Raw genomic sequence first — 12971 nt, forward strand, 5'->3', positions numbered from 1 at the left:
TCCGCATCCGGCCTTTTTCAATTTATTGATTATGAAAGGATATTTTGAATATGGTTCAATCATGTGCATTAGATGTGCATATTGGTGTCGGTGTATCGACTAGTATTACATTATTTGAATAAAAAAATCGTAATATAATTTTATCTCTCCATTTTGACTTAATTAAGTATTTTTATAATCCAAACCTAACCTCGCAATACCAATGACTCGCTGAAAGACATGTGAATAATGCAGACTGCCAAGAATTTAAGTTTGCTGCTAGTTTCCCATTAGCGGTTTCAGTCAAGTATTTTTTTAATTCGATTCCACCACCGTTATTATAGATATATTTAGCTGTATATTCTATGCTTGCAAGCTCTTCGGCTGCATGTGATGCGTATAGTGCTGCCAAGTTAAAAGATTTAAAATGAAACTGCATTCGCTTAATCAATATAGGATCAGTATTTGCTGGGGGATCTACGTAAAATTCTACGGCAACAGGAATAGATTCGCTGAGTCTAGCTTTAATCCAGCTAATATTTTCAACATCATCGTAATATGGATGTAAAGTTTCCTCTTCAGAATTATTAGGAATATCCTGATTTTTCGTTTTGTTACAGTCTTGACATGCTGGAATTAGATTAAAGGGCGTTACTACTAGAGATGGAAAATGAGCTTTTGGCAGGTAATGATCTAATGTTGATACAACTCTTTGAGCACAAAGAGGACATCGACCATGTTCAGGAAGAGACATTATCCTATCATAATAAACTCGGCCCGGTGCTAATTTTTTAGCCATTCTATTTGTATAGATAGCTTTCATTTCATCTACATTAACAGAATTGGCGATGTGGTAATGAGGAGAAATCGTATGCAATTGTGTGGTAGTGGCTTTTGTATCAAATTCAATAGACGAAAGTTCAATTTCTTGGGATATTGCAGTAAGTTTATTTTTTAAATCTTGATCCCGAATACGAGAAATACATGTATTAAATACATCAAGTACATTATCGTTTGGTTTAATTAGTTTTTTCATATTGAATTATTCTTAATTATAAATAAAGCTCTTAAAATACCTTTAGCTTCTACTCCTAGTTGCTCTTTGAAACTATTCATCGCTGATTCGTAATCTTCATAATTATTCATAGCATCATTTAGCAAATTGTGAAATCCAGAGTCAGTATTTTCTAATCCAAAAACTTCCCTAGTTAATACTCCAACATTTTCACCAAATGATTCGATTTCAAGCCTTTCTACTTTAGATAAATGACCACTTCTCCATAATTTCCATGTACAACTTTTGGGAACTTCTTGAAGAACGACGGGTGAATGAGTAGCTATAATTGAAACCGCATTTCTATTAATTAATAAGTCGGAAAGGGAACGAATAAACGCAGACAATAGTGGAGGGTGAAGATGTGCTTCTGGTTCATCTAAAAAAACCAAACTTTTTTCTTCGATTGTTTCTACTAATCTTGTTATTGTCAATAGTACAATCTTATGGCCAGAGCTCAAATTTGTGAATAGCCTTCCAGCAATAAGCTTAAACTCATCTTCATCCTCATCTTTTTTTGTTAATATTGCGGTTATATTTATATCAGAAAATACAGGGTCTGATTCAAGTTTTCTTACCGCTCTTTTCCATCGCTCAATTTTTCCACTGGCGATGCAAAAATATAGACTTCTAACAAATTCATTCCTTAATATTGTTGGACTTTTAGGCGACAAGCTTCTTGTATCACTGCTTGTTTTTATTCTTTTTAGTCCCACATAGGAAAACTGAATACCTTTAGACTTATCTTTTCTTTCTGCTAATGGTTCTGTCTCATCAAAGGCGCTAAAGGTTACTGATACTACATTAGAAAAAAGTGAGCCATAGTCCTGCCCTTCATCAGGTATAAATTCACCGACTTTAGCTGGAGTTGATTTTTCATCAATCAAAGAATTAATCATATTGTCTATTAAGTGCGTTTTTCCAACACCATTGCGACCAATTAAAACATGAATATTTGTAGGAGGATTGCTTTCAGGGATTACATCAAAGCTTAAGCTAATACGCTCGGACTTCGTATGTTTCATTATTGGTGAATTATACGTAAAAGAGTATCTTGAAAGACGGGCATCGCCCCTAGCAAGCCTACGGAATTGTCCAGTGACTGATGTAATAGAGACGAACCTTAGAAGAGATATGTTTGTAACTCGCTCTTTTATAGCTTGTTTGTATATATCCTCATTTAAAGCGATATCATTTAATGAGGATAATATTTCACTTCGAATGCCTTCTCCTAAATCATTTAATGCCTCATAAAAACTATCATCTTGACCAACAGAGAAAAATTGTTCATCAAGCTGGTTAAAAACTTTAGGAATTTTAGGCCTATCTTGACCTTTTTCCATATTTAATTGACCTATTTTTGTGGAGCCAATATTTCTTATTGAGCTAGATGAATCAATGTATACTAATGTGTACATGGTTGAAAATTCAAACCAATCATCCCAATTATCGGTAATTAAATATGCACAGTTCGCTTCCTGAGTAGGGCACCTACTTCCAGCAGGTAATACTTTAAATATCATTTTTCACCATCCGTTTGATGCTTCCTGTGAAATTAGTATCAAATGAGCATACAAAATATATTTAAGAATTGATGGAATTCTAATAATTATATTTAAAGTAAATTAGCTTTTTTTTCTTTTAAATTCAATAGAATATTTTTTATATTTTGATTTTGTGTAATTAGTAAAGAAACAGTTAGATATAGGGTTAGTTACCGTCTTAATAAAATTAAACTTACCCTAGCATCTTCGCATGATTCATAACATTCCCATCATATTCCTTAAGATATCCCCCATAGTGCCTAAACAGCATTTCAGGCCCCTTATGCCCCATTTGTCCTGCTAGCCAAAATAAGTTAGCGCCTCGGCTAATATGTCTCGTGGCAAATGTATGTCTTGTTTGGTAAGGATTACGATACCTGATTCCCGCTTTTTTCAGCGTTGGCACCCATGCTTTCTTCCTAATCGCATCAGCGCCTGCCCAGGCTTTATTTGTTTTCGGGTCTTCAAAAATCACACCATCTTTCATAAATGTGAATTGCTTTTGCTCGTTCAGGGCGTTCATAGCCTCACTATTCAGCTCAACCTTTCTGGTGCCGGCTTTGGTTTTGGTTTTCTTAATAACACCGACGACGCTAGCGGATTGTACATGTGCGGTATTTTCTATGAAATCTATATCGCTCCATCTCAATGCACATAATTCAGAGCTTCTTAACCCAGTATTAATGGCAAACTGGAATAAGTTTTTCCATTGCTCATGTTTTGCTGCAGCGAGTAGGGCGGATACTTCTTGTGGTGATAATGGGTCAACAATATAGTTACTTTCAGCACCGTTATTTTTTGATTGGTATCTTGATGCAGATACAAGGCTGACTGGGTTAATTGATATAATCCCATCAGTAATGGCTTCATCTAGCGAGCTACGCAAGAAAGAGAGTTGATTACGGATGGTTTTTAATACTGTCGTTTGCTTCTGTATCCAATTTTTAAGAATAGCAGGAGTAAGTGATGAAACATGAAATTGATGCAAATCAGACAAGGCGCTTTTGCATTTTTCATAGCCTTTGATAGTCGATGGTGACAGATTTCTAGCTTCACAAATCACAAGATATTCTTCTAAATAATCAATAACTCTTTTTTCACGGTTATTATCTCCGAAGAAATTTGATTTTTTAGAGTTAGGAAAATACTTGTGGTAATTAAATGTACCTTTTTCAATGTTATTTTGAATTTCAGCAAGTAACCTTTCTGCGTATTTAATATTTTTATTATCTACGGTTAGTCTGGATAGAGGTTCCCTACACAGAACCCCTTTATAAGTGAATGTAATAACCAACGTATTTTTGGTTTTATTTTGACGGATGGTTACGCCTCTTGGTAGTAGGTATCCTGCTTGTTTTTTCTGACCCATTTGTTGACTTCCTTTATATCAATCCAACGCTCTTTTGAACCATCGACTTTTAATACATGCACTCCCTCTTGCCAGAAGCGCCTTTGAACTCGTTTATTGATTGCATCAGTGCTCTCACCAAACAATTCGCAGTATTTAGATATTGGTAAGCACTCAACAGAAAGGTGTGTATTCATAATAGTCTCCATATTTTGCTATAGATGGATTTAATTATTGATTCTCTCTTAAAAGCCTCACTACAGCTCTCGCATTAGTCTGTATGTATATTGACTTAGATACAGGCACAGAAGAACCCTGTTAGCATGACTACCTAACGCTCCAATCCGTGTCTTTTAACTCATTTCCTGTACAGTAAAAGAACAAGTTTTTGGTTTCTTTTAATAAGTCACCGACGGTCTCTTTTGAGTAATTTATAAGTTCATCAGTGTTACCATATAATTTTTTATTATTAAAGTTAAGAAGGCCATTTAAAACATGGTTGGCCTCTTTTATTATTATTGTTGTTTCGTATACTTTATTGTATATATCAAGGTCTAATGATGCTGCGGTGTAAAGCATTTCAGATAATCTAGCGTAATCTACCTTTGGTATGGACATTTCTGATGGTAATAAATCACCAGAAAAAATACTATCATCGTAATTATTTAAAATATTAATAATATATCTTTCATTTTCGATTCTATATGTAACATCAATATAATTGTAGCCATTCTTATCTAAACACATTCCTATGATTTGTTTGTTTTCGTTTTCTATTGATTGGAATCCTCTTTCGATTTGAACAACTAACCAGTGTATTGCTTTACACTCTTTGCTAATAATTTCTTTTATTGCATCTATTTTTTTTATCTTTTGTTTTTCATTGTCACCTTTTTGCCAAAGGTAAACAATAATAGTGAATAAAATACCAAACGATGAAATAAAACTAAAAAATGATGATATTTTGCTATCTAGGCTTATTTTTGAAAAATAAATAAACGAATACCCAAGAGAAAAAATAATCAACCCTAGTATAATTAAAAAAGCAGTTCTCATTGCACTGAAAAAACAATCTTCTTTCTTATCAGACATAACCCCTCCTTATTTTAAAGCAGGAATCATACTCACATCCATGTGACTAATCCACTGTCAAAAGACGTTCTTTAACGTATAAGATTAAAATAATTCATCATTATTTCTAATCTATAGTCTATAGTTAAAAGGATGTCCTTCTACATTAGTGTTATTCGTTCGCTTGCCGGCTTAGCCATAGGTCGGCTTTTTTTATTTTGGTTCATTGCACTTTACACTGAGTACTTTGCTAAATTATGTAAATAGAGTGGCGAGGATAGGTGAGTCCTATAGGGGCAAAGGGAATATCATCGTCAAAATCCATCGGTGGCTCAATATGTTGTGATGCTTGTTGTTGGTGTTGACCAGGCCTCTGTATTTGCTGTCGTGGTTCCAAGCTTCTTGCTTGGCTATTATTACCTAGCATTTGCATTGTTCCATTGATGCCTATAAAAACTTCAGTAATATTTTTTTCTTGCCCATCATTCCCTTGATATTTACGAGTTCGGAGTTTTCCTTCGATATAAACCTGACTGCCTTTTCTTAGATATTGCCCGGCTATTTCCGCTAACTTTCCTTGTATGGAAATATTATGCCAATCAGTACGTTCTCTTTGTTCTCCAGTATTTCGGTCATTCCATATTTCACTTGTCGCAACCGAAAAACTAGCAAATGCAGTACCAGTAGGTGCATATCTAACTATTGGGTCATTACCTAGATAACCAATAATGATGACCTTATTTACTCCTCTATCTGCCATTTATGCCGCCTTTTTAAGTTCGTTAATTCTTATTCCTGTTAATCGTTTACATTCTTCTTGCTGAGTACTGTTGCCGTTGAGTTCATTCCATACTCTTTTGTACTCGTTAGTAATCACAAGTTCGTTAGTTGCTTCATGCAAGAATCCAGTGTAATCACTCAATATCTGCTCGGCCGTCCTTGGGGCGACATCATGAACTTCTGCATCTGCATCAATTGCTGTTTCTTCCGTAGGAATGCAGAAGGCTTGAAATGCTGCGTATTTGTATGCAATTGACATCGCTTTGTTTGTGGCTTTATCCCCGCTATCCATAGCTTCGCCGTAAGTTACGACTGTGTGCTTGCTACCATCCTTGGTGGATATAAAATCGAACTCAGCTTTGACGGTTACGTAAATTAATACACCGCCTCTTTGAGTAACTCGTTCAGTTGCTGTTCTATTAATCATCCTTGGTAGAATTAGCAATCCATGCTTCACTAACGCAGGAGCTAATGCGTTATAGACTGCATCTATACTTCTAAACATAAATCCTTGTTGTTTATTCTCGCTTTCCTTTTTAATCCCTGTTTCTGCTAGCTCCTTGGCAACATTACTTATTGCTTTGTATACCTCACTCATAATTAACTCCTAAATTTAGTCACCCATATTTCTACCTTCACCATAACCGTAGTTGTCTGGAGCGATTCCTTTCGCTATATAACGCGCATATCTCATCAGGTCTTCAGCAATCCGTTGCTGTTCGATGTGACCAGGTAGGGGAGGGAAGAATTTCGACATTGCTAGATTTGATTGCCACACATTTGTGGCTTCGCGCATCTTCCGTGATGCGTTAATGCTTTGTGGTTTTCCTTGCCTAGATAATTTTATTTGCGCTATCGCTGATTTTAGCGCAGCTTCTTTTGTAGGGTTAGATGGAAAGCATCTAACTAGATATTTACCCATATTCACCTCTCATCCAGCGAATAGGGGTTGATTGTTGCTGAACACCTAAGCTTTCCATGCGATAGTATTCAGCTTCTTCTTCGCGCTCTCTGCGTCTTTTCTCGGCATCCTGCCTTTGCTTTAGTTCACACTCTGAAGTTTTCATATCTCATCCTTACGTGAATGCGTATGACCCACGAGAGTTAACTTGCCGTAGGATTCGATTTGTCTTTTCGCATTGCTGTTTAAATTTCCAATCAGCTACTAATTCGTCTATTTGTTTATCAGTCATGTCAGACTCGCGCAGTAGGGCGAATATTTGCTGTTTTATGTATTTCTGCTTTGCGTTCATATTTGACTCCATATGCTGTTTTTAATGTTTCATTTGCTTCGCTCCATCCATTCTCATCCTTGAGATAGCGTGCAATTCCAGCTTGTGATTGAGCTAAACAAAGTTTGTATTTATCAATATTCATGCTTATCTCCGGATGTGCGAAACCCTCACTTATCTTGCGATAGCGATAGAAAGTACCCTGGTGTTGGTAATATTTATTTGGTTAAATATGAAAGAGGTAAGTCTTTTTAATGGATAATGTCTCTGACTAGTGTTTCTAATGCGGCTTTTTTGAGAGCTGTTTTCACCGCTTCGTTCCCGATTAGATTTTTCACAAACTCATCCAATAGCATTTGAATATTTGGCTCATTTTCAGGTACAGATATTTCAGCCATACCTTTTACTTTTGGTGGCATTTCATCAGACAGAATGAGTTTCAAGTTAATATCTACTGATGCTTTAGCGTGTGGCATTTTGCCTCCTTATGTGCGTTTTTTTGAGTAAAATAAGTATCAAATTGCCTGCTTTTAACCACGTCAGGCAGCTGAGGTTTATTACTTCCCAGTAATAAATTGGATATACTTATTCCTCCCCTGAGATAGAGAGGATTGAATTGATGTCTAAAAATGTTATTACCGAACATAACCCTGTAGAAAGGGTTGCTTTTGATATGGCTCTAGCATTAGCCGCTAAACAAAATTCAATCAAGACACCAGAGCAACTAATGGCTGAGATTGAAGTTCTATATCCTGAATGCTATGAAGTCGCCAAGAAGCAATGGAGTAAAGAAAACCCACCTCCATCGAAAGCGTTCTTAGATACCTTTTAAGGTAGCTGAAAATCAATAATTTCTTTTAATTGTTCTAGTAGCTCAGATAGCGGTACGGGATAAACTAAGTCACTACCGCTAGTTAGCATAATTGCTGATCTGATATCTTCTTTATCTTCATCATCTTCCCAGAACCCAGAAATTGAATTCTCATGAAAATAAAAATTTTTACCGTAAAGTTTTACTCTATGTAACTGTACTTTTTTACCAGCCATTCTATACCTCCTATTATTCAACCTAGCGCCCTCGTAAAGACGCTAGAGTAAGTATTGCTATTCGATGAATGATTAAATTTCTTGCATGATTGCCGTCACAACTTTGTCGGTCTCTTCTTGGTTGATTACTTCGAAGTACTTATCTCTAAGGGTTTGGATTTATTAAAGCTTTCTTCGCAGATGTCATTGAACTTAAAAGAAGTTCCGAATTTAACTTGAAAGTTTTCTTCAAACCAACAGAAACGAACAGATAGTTTTGACTCATCAGGGTTATGCGCTTTTTTTACTAAAACCCGATTAATCTTTTAGTGGGGTATTGTTGAGTGTGAACTTTTGTAATTGCAGTGCAAGTTAAGCTGCTTTTTTAAATTTCTGTATCCATGCTATTATTTCTCTTAGTACCAACTACTAAGGGATATAAAGCATGAAAGATCATCACATATCTGAGTGGGCGAAAGTCCGTGAAACTTCAATTGAGATTGCTCAAGCTATATTTGAGCTAGCTAAAAATGATGAAGTTTTAGCTGAGAAAATTTGGGAAGAAGGTTCTGATGAAGTGCTCCCTCTAGCTTTTTCTAAAACAACAGACGATAAGTTGTTTTGGGGCGAGCAGACAATCGAACGTAAAAACGTTTAGTCATTCAAAGCCCTTAATAGGGCTTTATCATATTTCTAATTCTTATCTATCACCCGCTCACCTAATGAGCTTTAAGCTCTCGCTGTCACTTCGCCTGACTCTAATAATGTTCCTGACGCCCTATATTTAGTTGAGTAAATACTAGTATTGGGTAAGCAGGTATTATCTACTGAGTCATAAACTTTAGTACTGCGAATTGATATTGCTTTTTCAACTCGGGTAATTGGTTTTACATTTTTTCTTGTTGGAAATATTGAATCCAATTTCATTTCAATATTTTTTTTCGAAATAGCTTCAGCTTTTCGTCTAGCGTGACGTCTATTTCTAGATAATCCGCGCAAAAATTCAGGTTTGCGTGATTTTTTCACATAAATAGTTGCCATATGCCCTCCAAATAGTTGGTTTTGGTGAGAATAAGGATTGAAACCCTTAATTATATCTGTTTTGACAGGGCGGTTTCCCATGTCGGGGCAGAACTCTCTGGAGTGAGTGAACACCTTATTCTCACAAAAACCTTCTGAGAAGGTTGCCGCTTTATCAGCGACTCCATTCTGATAGTTAATACACAGCTCACTATCATCGTTGTTAAAGAGCACCAACGAGCTGTGTTCCGTTGATGCTTATAATATTCACAAAATGTGATTTTAATGTCAACCACAATTTGTGTTTATTTTCAGTTTGTATATTAACGTGATGATTTTAAATGAAAAATATTTTATTTTTAGACACGATTTGTGATTTAATTCACATTCGTAGGGGGCGGGCATAAAAAAAGCCCATTAGGGCTTTTATGTTTATTTGTGATCTCTTCTGTACAAAGACCACTCTTCAATTTTTTCACCAGAGGGGAGGGTGCAATATCCAACTTGCCCATCATTGGTGTTAACTATATCTAGTTTCCCGCCTAATTTTGCACAATAAACAGAAGCAGGGTTAGCCATTCCTACTTGTGTTGGAGGATTGTCATTTTTTCCCGAAGAGCAGGCAGTTAACGAAATTAAAGCTGATAAAATCATGATTTTTTTCATGTGGTTATCCGTTAGATGGCTGTGATTTCTACATACAAAAAAGCCCTCGCAGGGAGGGCTGGAGTGAAGGCTATGCGGCTAGCTTAGATATCCATTTATCTCTTTTTGAGAAAGGTAAAACATGGCTTATTTCATTAAACAAAAGAGATAGCTGTTGCATTTGGTCGCCGATTGACTCGCTATCAACAACAACATATCGATTATTTAATGTGATGTTTGCATTTTTTAGGTCAATTAGTTTACCAAGTAAAGAATATGCGCTATTCCAACTCCCACTTTGTTTTACGCTAGATGTAAAAAGATATTTTGGTACTTCTGTATTGACTGTTACTGGAATGACTATGTTGTGTCCGCTCATCCCTAATACGTTAGACCTCAATGAAATCTTATCTTTTAAGTTGGAGTGATATAAATAATCTATAACTTCACTTTCAAATTTTTCAACTCTGACCGATTGATACCAGTCAATAGATAAGGCGGATGCTAATATGCCAGCTCTGATTACATTGGAGGTGGCTGACCCAACTGTATCTTCTGTTGCCCAGCTAACAATTTCACCTCTGTCGTTAAGCTCTGCGCCTTGATGACTTATAAAGCTACGTATTTCATCAATTCTTTTTTTTGTAAGTGAAATACCCCTTGCTTCCATATTCATTAGCGCATCGCATCTGTCACTTACAAGATATTTACCATTAATTTCTTTTACAAAAGCACCAACATGCTCCCCATCATCACAGAAAGTGAATGGGCTAATAATTCTTAGTAATTCAGCACCTATAGGGTGGCATTCAAAACCAAGATTAGATATGACTGTTGAGCACATCATAATGGTAATCCTATTTGTCCAGATATATCTTCTAAAGGTATAGGGAGTTCGCCTGTACATTTTATATTTAAATATTTACAAAAAAACTGCCAAAACCCTCTAATATCATCTGATTTTATGGCTTCTTTAATTGGGAATCCTACTGGATTATAGCGCCCAGCTTCTTCATAATAAACATGGTAGTGGGCACCTACAATATAATTTACAAAGTCAGGATGATCTACTTTATATCTATTTGTATGCCTATCTATTTGTATGCCTATCAAATGGATAACTATCAACTGCAAATATTCTTTTTTTGTTATAAAGTGCGACAATGTTTATCTTTGGGAATGCTTCATCGCCATCTTGTTTTGATTCATGATCAGGCTTCCATTGGATTAAAACAGTTAATCCTTGCACTGGTATTCCATCCCTGTCTAATGGCAAAATATTCATTTGAAGCCATAAAAATGGTCTGTTTGGGGGAGGCTTTTCCATCCAACTAACACCAGAGAAATCAACGTACTTTTCACAGTATAGAACATTGTCAACCTCTACTTGGCTAGGTTGATAATCAGTACATTTTGCCACTATTAGTCATCCGTTAATATTTAATTAAAACTACACCCTAAAAGTGTCGTCAGCCAAAAAAGTAACCTTGTAAATCATCTTCTACAAGCTTAATAGCATCTGAAAAACTACCTAACATTTTTTCATCGTAATGATGCCAGTTACTGTCTTTATCCATCCATAGTAGTGACCAAGAGCCTGTGATTTTGTTATGTATTATTTTTGCTACAGGTTCTTCTACTCTTGAGTCACTCCATGTTAGCTGCCTAACCTCGAATATAACGACCGAGTCATCTTCAATACGATATTGTAAATCGAGCTCATCTCTGAGATGTTCTGCTGGGCGGCGTTTTTCTAAGAAAAATTCCATGCACTTTTCAATATTTGCTAGTTCAATATCATTGAATGCCATGCTTTCTCCTCAAAAGGTGTCATCAGACCATTGACACTTTATAACTTTACCTATGATTTCGCAGTTTTCATTTATTGGGATTAAATCAAATTTCGGGTTAAGAGGCTCAAGGAATGTTTGCCCTGATTCTCTAATTAATTTTTTAAATGTAAATTCGTTACCGTTTAGCCTAGCGATACAAAAATCACCAACATTCACAGGCTCTTTTGGATCAATAAGTATCAACATTCCTTCAGGAAAGCTAGGTTTACCTCCTTGCGCTGCTGTCATTGAGTGACCTTCAACCTCAAGCCAAAAAGCGCGCTCACTTGCTTTCTTGGCTGTAGGTATCCATGCGATGGCATCTTTCTCTGTATAAGAGTTACTATTTTCGGTAAACGCGCCTGCTTGGATTTTGGTCAGTAATGGGTATTCGTAATTACTAATTACTTGATCACTTTGAGCACCAAACATTAACTCTGCTGGCGATACACCAAGCGCTTCGCTGATGATCAATGCATCATCAGCACTTATTTTTCTTTCCCCAAGTTCATAATTTCCAATTCTAGAGGCTGCTGAATATCCGCACAGCTTTGCAAGTTGCGCTTGGCTTAAGCCTCTTGATTCACGAATAGACTTCAGTCTTTCACCGATAATTTCATTTATTTTTTTCATGTATATCTTTTAACACAAAATGTGATTCAAGTATCCAAACAATATGTGATTGACATGTAATCACATATTGTGTGTAATGCAATGAATGGACATGGAGGATATTCATAATGAATAACATCGCAGAACAGCGAAAAAAACTAGGAATTTCTCAGGCTGTTTTAGCTTCATCAATCGGGTGGGGGCAATCGCGAATTGCAAACTACGAGTCAAACATCAGAACACCTAGTTTGAGTGACTGTCGAGTAATTGTCGAAGTGCTACAAAAACTTGGAGCAAAATGCTCTCTAGATGATGTTTTCCCACCTAAAACATCATAGATTTTACAGCTCTTTAACAATCGCAGTTTTTTGCTGCTACGGAGTCGCTGATAAAGCGGCAGATTTACCAGATATAAAAATGCCCACAGGATCGTGGGTAACGGATTAACTGTATATGAAGGAATATAAATTATGGAAAACGCAAATTCACGCAAATCGTTTAACCGATTTGTATCCAATCACTTGGTAGCAACCGCTTATCAAGTTATCAGAACAACATCTCAAACAGTCATCGCTAAATCATTAGGCGTTCATGACTCAACTATCACTCGTAGAACCGAAAAGATACCTGAGCTATGCGAAACATTAGCAGCGGCAGGGGTAATTGATTTTGTTTTGCCGGGTGAAAAGAAAATTAGTGAAGAGGAATATCGCTTTTTGTGGAAGCAAATAGGCGAGCTTTCACGCTTACTTACACAAGAAAACGCCCCAGTTGTTGGAGCAACTGAGGCGCATTAACTATTTAATTTCGCAAGGTGATTATACATGA

At 36.2% G+C, this 12971-nt stretch carries 23 protein-coding genes; 4 read left to right on the forward strand and 19 right to left on the reverse strand.

The features are described from left to right. Positions 1-172: 172 nt before the first annotated feature. The 11 genes from PR761_RS00180 to PR761_RS00230 all read right to left on the reverse strand — a co-directional run bounded on the left by PR761_RS00180 (position 173) and on the right by PR761_RS00230 (position 7484). Entirely contained in the window at positions 173-1015 is an 843-nt protein-coding gene (locus PR761_RS00180; protein ID WP_154610638.1) for an HNH endonuclease, read from the reverse strand. Next, on the reverse strand, positions 1012-2556 hold the full coding sequence (locus PR761_RS00185; RefSeq protein WP_154610637.1) for an AAA family ATPase: 1545 nt from the start codon (positions 2554-2556) through the stop codon (positions 1012-1014). Before PR761_RS00185 ends, PR761_RS00180 begins: the two co-directional genes overlap by 4 nt. A gap of 214 nt (positions 2557-2770) precedes the next feature. Further along, complete coding sequence (locus PR761_RS00190; protein WP_154610636.1) at positions 2771-3946, reverse strand: site-specific integrase; 1176 nt, start codon at positions 3944-3946, stop codon at positions 2771-2773. Then, positions 3901-4122: an excisionase gene (locus PR761_RS00195; protein ID WP_230083541.1), complete on the reverse strand. Its 222-nt coding sequence runs from the start codon at positions 4120-4122 to the stop codon at positions 3901-3903. The genes PR761_RS00190 and PR761_RS00195 overlap by 46 nt, the downstream gene beginning before the upstream one ends. A 130-nt stretch (positions 4123-4252) precedes the next feature. After that, positions 4253-5017 carry a hypothetical protein gene (locus PR761_RS00200; protein ID WP_154610634.1) on the reverse strand — a complete coding sequence of 255 codons (765 nt, stop codon included), beginning with the start codon at positions 5015-5017 and terminating at the stop codon, positions 4253-4255. A gap of 229 nt (positions 5018-5246) precedes the next feature. Further along, positions 5247-5756, reverse strand: coding sequence for a single-stranded DNA-binding protein (gene ssb, locus PR761_RS00205; RefSeq protein ID WP_154610633.1), 510 nt, complete (start codon positions 5754-5756; stop codon positions 5247-5249). Continuing rightward, positions 5757-6374: an ERF family protein gene (locus tag PR761_RS00210; protein WP_154610632.1), complete on the reverse strand. Its 618-nt coding sequence runs from the start codon at positions 6372-6374 to the stop codon at positions 5757-5759. A 15-nt stretch (positions 6375-6389) separates the two neighbouring features. Continuing rightward, positions 6390-6698: a hypothetical protein gene (locus tag PR761_RS00215; RefSeq protein WP_154610631.1), complete on the reverse strand. Its 309-nt coding sequence runs from the start codon at positions 6696-6698 to the stop codon at positions 6390-6392. Next, a complete protein-coding gene (locus PR761_RS00220; protein WP_154610630.1) occupies positions 6691-6843 on the reverse strand; it encodes a hypothetical protein in 153 nt (50 codons plus the stop codon). The genes PR761_RS00215 and PR761_RS00220 overlap by 8 nt, the downstream gene beginning before the upstream one ends. A gap of 127 nt (positions 6844-6970) precedes the next feature. Beyond that, positions 6971-7153 carry a hypothetical protein gene (locus PR761_RS00225; protein ID WP_132494915.1) on the reverse strand — a complete coding sequence of 61 codons (183 nt, stop codon included), beginning with the start codon at positions 7151-7153 and terminating at the stop codon, positions 6971-6973. A gap of 106 nt (positions 7154-7259) precedes the next feature. Beyond that, positions 7260-7484 carry a hypothetical protein gene (locus tag PR761_RS00230; protein ID WP_132494917.1) on the reverse strand — a complete coding sequence of 75 codons (225 nt, stop codon included), beginning with the start codon at positions 7482-7484 and terminating at the stop codon, positions 7260-7262. A gap of 143 nt (positions 7485-7627) precedes the next feature. Here PR761_RS00230 and PR761_RS00235 point away from each other — a divergent pair, with 143 nt between their 5' ends. Further along, a complete protein-coding gene (locus PR761_RS00235; RefSeq protein ID WP_051422624.1) occupies positions 7628-7840 on the forward strand; it encodes a hypothetical protein in 213 nt (70 codons plus the stop codon). Here the strand turns inward: PR761_RS00235 and PR761_RS00240 are convergent. Then, positions 7837-8055 (reverse strand): hypothetical protein, encoded by a 219-nt coding sequence (locus PR761_RS00240; RefSeq protein WP_006658123.1) that lies wholly within the window; start codon positions 8053-8055, stop codon positions 7837-7839. The genes PR761_RS00235 and PR761_RS00240 overlap by 4 nt on opposite strands. Before the next feature lie 424 nt (positions 8056-8479). Between PR761_RS00240 and PR761_RS00245 the strand changes: the two genes are divergently transcribed. Then, positions 8480-8692, forward strand: a complete 213-nt coding sequence (locus PR761_RS00245; RefSeq protein ID WP_036951028.1) for a YccJ family protein — start codon at positions 8480-8482, stop codon at positions 8690-8692. 71 nt (positions 8693-8763) lie between these two features. Here PR761_RS00245 and PR761_RS00250 read toward each other — a convergent pair whose 3' ends face one another. From PR761_RS00250 to PR761_RS00280, 7 genes are all read right to left on the reverse strand, one after another. Then, entirely contained in the window at positions 8764-9156 is a 393-nt protein-coding gene (locus tag PR761_RS00250; RefSeq protein ID WP_230083540.1) for a transcriptional antitermination N peptide, read from the reverse strand. Positions 9157-9486: 330 nt separating this feature from the next. Continuing rightward, the gene (locus PR761_RS00255) at positions 9487-9720 is read right to left on the reverse strand and encodes a putative hemolysin (protein WP_154610628.1); all 234 of its coding nucleotides are present in this window, start codon (positions 9718-9720) and stop codon (positions 9487-9489) included. Positions 9721-9790: 70 nt separating this feature from the next. Next, positions 9791-10546, reverse strand: coding sequence for a DUF1828 domain-containing protein (locus tag PR761_RS00260; protein WP_154610627.1), 756 nt, complete (start codon positions 10544-10546; stop codon positions 9791-9793). Continuing rightward, on the reverse strand, positions 10543-10827 hold the full coding sequence (locus PR761_RS00265) for a hypothetical protein (protein WP_230083539.1): 285 nt from the start codon (positions 10825-10827) through the stop codon (positions 10543-10545). Before PR761_RS00265 ends, PR761_RS00260 begins: the two co-directional genes overlap by 4 nt. Further along, the gene (locus PR761_RS00270; RefSeq protein ID WP_230083538.1) at positions 10790-11026 is read right to left on the reverse strand and encodes a hypothetical protein; all 237 of its coding nucleotides are present in this window, start codon (positions 11024-11026) and stop codon (positions 10790-10792) included. The genes PR761_RS00265 and PR761_RS00270 overlap by 38 nt, the downstream gene beginning before the upstream one ends. A 142-nt stretch (positions 11027-11168) precedes the next feature. Further along, entirely contained in the window at positions 11169-11510 is a 342-nt protein-coding gene (locus PR761_RS00275; protein ID WP_006658129.1) for a DUF3024 domain-containing protein, read from the reverse strand. A 9-nt stretch (positions 11511-11519) separates the two neighbouring features. Then, positions 11520-12164, reverse strand: coding sequence for a LexA family protein (locus PR761_RS00280; protein ID WP_154610626.1), 645 nt, complete (start codon positions 12162-12164; stop codon positions 11520-11522). Between the two features lie 107 nt (positions 12165-12271). Between PR761_RS00280 and PR761_RS00285 the strand changes: the two genes are divergently transcribed. Next, on the forward strand, positions 12272-12481 hold the full coding sequence (locus tag PR761_RS00285; protein ID WP_154610625.1) for a helix-turn-helix transcriptional regulator: 210 nt from the start codon (positions 12272-12274) through the stop codon (positions 12479-12481). Positions 12482-12613: 132 nt separating this feature from the next. Next, positions 12614-12940 carry a hypothetical protein gene (locus PR761_RS00290; RefSeq protein ID WP_112837175.1) on the forward strand — a complete coding sequence of 109 codons (327 nt, stop codon included), beginning with the start codon at positions 12614-12616 and terminating at the stop codon, positions 12938-12940. Positions 12941-12971 lie beyond the last annotated feature (31 nt).

Source organism: Providencia sp. PROV210 (genome assembly GCF_028479445.1).
GTDB classification, from domain to species: Bacteria; Pseudomonadota; Gammaproteobacteria; order Enterobacterales; family Enterobacteriaceae; genus Providencia; species Providencia rustigianii.